At 37.3% G+C, this 4,670-nt stretch carries 5 protein-coding genes; all 5 read right to left on the bottom strand.

Translation table 11 applies throughout. The features are described from left to right. Positions 1 to 351 precede the first annotated feature (351 nt). On the bottom strand, positions 352 to 1,527 hold the full coding sequence (locus ASV53_RS22775) for a DegT/DnrJ/EryC1/StrS family aminotransferase (RefSeq protein ID WP_094958808.1): 1,176 nt from the start codon (positions 1,525 to 1,527) through the stop codon (positions 352 to 354). After that, the gene (locus ASV53_RS22770) at positions 1,520 to 2,044 is read right to left on the bottom strand and encodes an acyltransferase (RefSeq protein WP_094958807.1); all 525 of its coding nucleotides are present in this window, start codon (positions 2,042 to 2,044) and stop codon (positions 1,520 to 1,522) included. Before ASV53_RS22770 ends, ASV53_RS22775 begins: the two co-directional genes overlap by 8 nt. Next, positions 2,037 to 2,633, bottom strand: coding sequence for a sugar transferase (locus tag ASV53_RS22765; protein WP_094958806.1), 597 nt, complete (start codon positions 2,631 to 2,633; stop codon positions 2,037 to 2,039). Before ASV53_RS22765 ends, ASV53_RS22770 begins: the two co-directional genes overlap by 8 nt. Continuing rightward, positions 2,633 to 3,847 carry a glycosyltransferase family 4 protein gene (locus tag ASV53_RS22760; protein WP_094958805.1) on the bottom strand — a complete coding sequence of 405 codons (1,215 nt, stop codon included), beginning with the start codon at positions 3,845 to 3,847 and terminating at the stop codon, positions 2,633 to 2,635. The genes ASV53_RS22765 and ASV53_RS22760 overlap by 1 nt, the downstream gene beginning before the upstream one ends. A 4-nt stretch (positions 3,848 to 3,851) precedes the next feature. After that, the coding region (locus ASV53_RS22755) for a glycosyltransferase family 4 protein (protein WP_205049226.1) at positions 3,852 to 4,670 on the bottom strand (819 nt) is incomplete at its 5' end.

Below are 4,670 nucleotides of genomic sequence, written 5' to 3'. Positions count from 1 at the left end.
CCTATAAATATTAAAAGTAACACACGATAGCTCAGGTACCGAACAATCACCTGATATACATTCAACTTAAAATAAATAAATACAGTGCATGGTATAATCACCATGCTACAGAGCCATAATTCTAAATTATTTATAGCCCATAAATCACCTAAGCGGACACTAAAAGCAAACCAATACGCCAAAAAAACGAGCAATACATCGCATATTAGACTAATTAAAAACTTCTGTTTTCTGGGTAGCTCCCATAACTTTTCTATTTTACTCATGGCTCACTTCAACGCTAATAAAAACAGTCTGTCAAAAAAAGAGCATCTATCTAGATGCTCAATCTTAGTACCTCTCATTCTATAACTATTTCATAGCTTTGAGTAGCACTCTGCGAGTTACCGCACAAGTTTTATCCATCTCAGTCTGTGTAAGAGTAGGATGAACTAAAAACATTAAACTCGTCTCACCTAAATATTGAGCATTTACTAAACGATTTTCAGGTCGCCAAGGTGTATTATCAAACGCTTTTTCTAAATAAACCTCTGAACAGCTCCCCTGAAAGACTGGTACCCCTAAGTTATTAATTTCGTCAATAACCTTATCTCGATTCCAGCCATCTTTAAGAAATTCAGGCTGAATGAACAAGTAATGCTTATATTCTGCATGGTCACTGTATGCAGGAACTTCAACTGTACGAACTAATTCAAGGTCTGATACAGCATGATCAAGTAATTGAGCGTTTTTTTGCCTAAAAGCAGACCAATCATCCATTCTCGTAAGTTGAATGCGACCGATAACTGCTTGCATTTCTGTCATACGCCAATTGGTACCAAAACTCTCATGCAGCCAACGAAATCCAGGGGGATGCTCTCGATTGTATATCGCGTCGAAACTCTTACCATGATCTTTATAAGACCACATTTGCGACCATAAAGTTTCATCGTTAGTTGTAACCATGCCACCTTCCCCGCCAGTAGTCATGATTTTATCTTGACAGAAAGACCAGGCGCCAATATGTCCAATACTTCCGACAGAACGACCTTTATATTTTGCACCATGCGCTTGCGCGCAATCCTCAATAACATAGAAGCCATACTTTTCCGACAATGCCATAATGGCATCCATCTCAGCAGGCATCCCAGCTAAATGAACAACAATGACAGCTTTAGTTTTAGGTGTAAGTACTTTTTCAATAGATTCAGCGGTAATATTTTGGCTGTTTAAATCAACATCAGCGAAAATAGGATTTGCCCCAGCAGTTACAATTGAAGAAGCAGAGGCTAAAAAAGTTCTAGGGGTTGTAATGACTTCATCACCATCGGTTACACCAAGTACTTTTAATGCGAGATCTAACGCCAAAGTTCCATTAGCTAAAGCTATTGCGTATGATGTCCCAGCCCAACTAGCGAATTCTTTTTCAAATTCACGACATTCTTGGCCAGTCCAATAATTAACTTTATTTGAAAGTAATACTCGACTTACAGCATCTGCTTCTTCTTGATTAAAAGAAGGCCAACAAGAAAATTTTGAATTAAGCATGTTTACTCTCTAAATATTCTTTTTCAACCTGGAGCACCGACTCTTTATCACGCGTTTTAATTTCGCGTAATTTACCATCTACGTTTGCGTAAACCGTCCAAGGTTTTAAATTCTTTCTAATAATGGCACCAGCACCTACGGCAGCACCATCTCCTATAACAACGCCAGGAAAAATAACACTATTTGTCCCAATTATCGCATGACGGCCAATTTCTATTTTTGAAATAGTCACATTTGTAAAATCCGAATTCACTGTCGGATTTGTTAGGTACGGTCCTGAAAAATCATCACTCCCAGTGATTAAGCGACAACCAGCACTCAGGCCTGCAAAATCACCAATGGCGCACTCCCCCCCACCAATGATTGATGAAAATGAACTGATATGAACATTGCGACCGATAACTGTTTTAATCCCAGCATTGATAAAACAAAAATCATCTATTTGGCTATGACGACCTAAAATTAAATTTTTTTGACCGACAACTTTAGCTAAAGAGTAAATTTTACCATCAATCATTTTTACTTCCTTTAAATGCTTCCATTGTTACATGTCCATCAGAAGATATACCTTCTTTAATCAATACTTTCTTTACTGTTAGAAAAAGAATTTTGATATCTAACCAAAACGTATGATTATCAACATACCAAACATCTAAGTTGAACTTGTCTTCCCAAGAAATAGCATTTCGACCATTAACTTGAGCCCACCCTGTCACGCCAGGTCTTACATCATGACGACGCTTTTGCTCATTGTTGTATAAAGGCAAATACTGCATAAGTAAAGGACGAGGGCCAACAAGACTCATATCACCTTTAATTACACTTAATAAACCGGGTAATTCATCAAGGCTACTTGAACGAAGTTTATCTCCAAATGGCGTCATTCGTTCTTCATCAGGTAACGATATCCCATTCTTATCAACTGAATCTTTCATGCTACGAAACTTCATCATCTCAAATGGTTTACCATTTAAGCCAGGTCTAACCTGTTTGAATAATACAGGCGATCCTAGGTTATTCCGTACTTTCCAAGCAACAATTGCGATAATCGGAGATAGTACACATAGCGCAACAAAAGCCACTATAAAATCGAAAAAACGCTTCATTAGTCTACCTCTATGACCCACTGTAGCCAGTCATCCGCTAACTTTGAACGATCAAATGAATTCTTAGCCAATAATGTAGCATTCTGTCCCATTTCAAGAATTAAATCAGGATTATCAGCAGCTTTTTCTAATGTATCGGCAAAAGCCTTTGGGTTTTCTGGCGAAACAGTAAAACCACAATCTGACTGCTCAATCATCCCTGCTAACCAACCTGGATAATTATTAAGTACAGGTAACCCAGAAGCAATATAGTCAAAAAATTTGTTAGGCGATGTACCAAAGTAAAATGCAGGAACATTAGCAAGTAATTGCATCCCCAAATTAGCACTCCTCATTAAACCGGCTAACTTTATTTTGTCTACTGGTTCATGAAAAATAATATTATCAATGCCTTCTGATTTAGCTCGAGCCTCTAAGGTTGGTTTAAGTTTCCCTTGCCCAATAAGAACTAACTTTATATCAGTTCGGCCTCTAGATTGAAGTTCTTTCGCCGCATTTAAAGCCGAATCCAATCCATTTGCAATCCCATGCGTTCCAGTAAAAACAGCCATAAAATCAGCATCATCGACACCATTAGGTCTCCATGGTGACACTACATCAGAAAATATTGTCAAATCACAACCGTTTGGGACCATTGCAATTTTATCAGCAGAAACACCTCGTTTTTTTATCCCTTCAACAATACCAGGAGATAAACCAATGCAACGATGCGCTGAACGGTATGAGACCCACTCTAATAAAGACATTGCCGCTAAAATTAAAGGGTTTTTTATAACCCCCATCGCTTTAGGTAGCTCAGGCCACAAATCTCGAACTTCAAACACAAATTTCTTCCCTCGACACCAGCGCGCAACAATACCTGGGATTCCAGCGGTCAACGGGGTTGTTGTAGCAAAAACAATATCGTATTTTTCAGTTAAAGATAAACCAATACTCTTAAATGCAAACTTAAAGAAACTAAATGTACGTTTTAAAAATCCATCACTATTAGAATAAGCTAAGTTAAACTCAATAACTCGGATTCCATCTACGATCCCCTCTCTCTTTCCATTGATAAAGTCGACGCTAAGTCCAGTGTTACCGCCATTATAGCTACCACAAACCATAGTGACACTATGACCATGACGAATAAGGTTTTTAGCCATTTCATAAGAACGGATGCCAACACAACCTTTAGGTGTTGAGAAATGTTGATGAAAATATAAAATATTCATAATATTATATGTACTTACCTATAATAGACAGCATCTTGCCCGTCGAGTGCTCACGAGTATACTCATGTGCGGTTTTTACACAGTTACTTGAAAGCACGGAGTAATCTAAAGAAAATAGTTCATCGAAGCCTCTAGCAAGATCATTGCAGCTTCGAGCATCAACTAATACACCATTTTGTCGATTTTTAATAATCTCAGGTATCCCCCCCACTTTGGTAGCGATAACAGGAACACCTTGAGAAAAAGCCTCAATTATAACTAAAGGTAATCCTTCAGTATAAGAAGGCAATGCCAAATAATCATACTCCCTTAATTTCTTAACAAAAGAAGCATCCCATTTAACCCAACCTTGATAAGAGATATCAACAAAATCATTTAAAGAATGTTTTTCAATAGCAGAGCGTAATGGACCATCACCAAACAATGTTAATGAAATTTTCTCACCTCTATCAACAAGTACCTGTAGGGCATCGTATAACTCGATTAAACCTTTTTCTTCACTTAATCGACCCACAAATACAACTTTCTTTACTTTTATATCTTGTACAACTTTCGCCTCTGCGACCCAAGAGGCATATAGCTTTGATTCACAAATAACACTACTTTCTTTTAAATTATAATGTAAAGACAACGCATGGCTTACTGTAATGTTTTCATTTACATTCTTTAACACAAAGCGAGTTATTGGATCTAAAATCTTTGAAAAAAAGTGATACCCTTTAGCTTTTAAATTATTTTCAGCGACACCAATCACGTGACTAATCATTGGACGCTTATAAAACAAACTGTTAATTATGAAAGCTAAAATAGAGGATATATATGA

Source organism: Photobacterium sanguinicancri (assembly GCF_002265265.1).
GTDB lineage: Bacteria > Pseudomonadota > Gammaproteobacteria > Enterobacterales > Vibrionaceae > Photobacterium > Photobacterium sanguinicancri.
The sequence above is the reverse complement of the archived record's forward strand: the minus strand, read 5'-3'. Positions and strand labels throughout refer to the sequence as shown.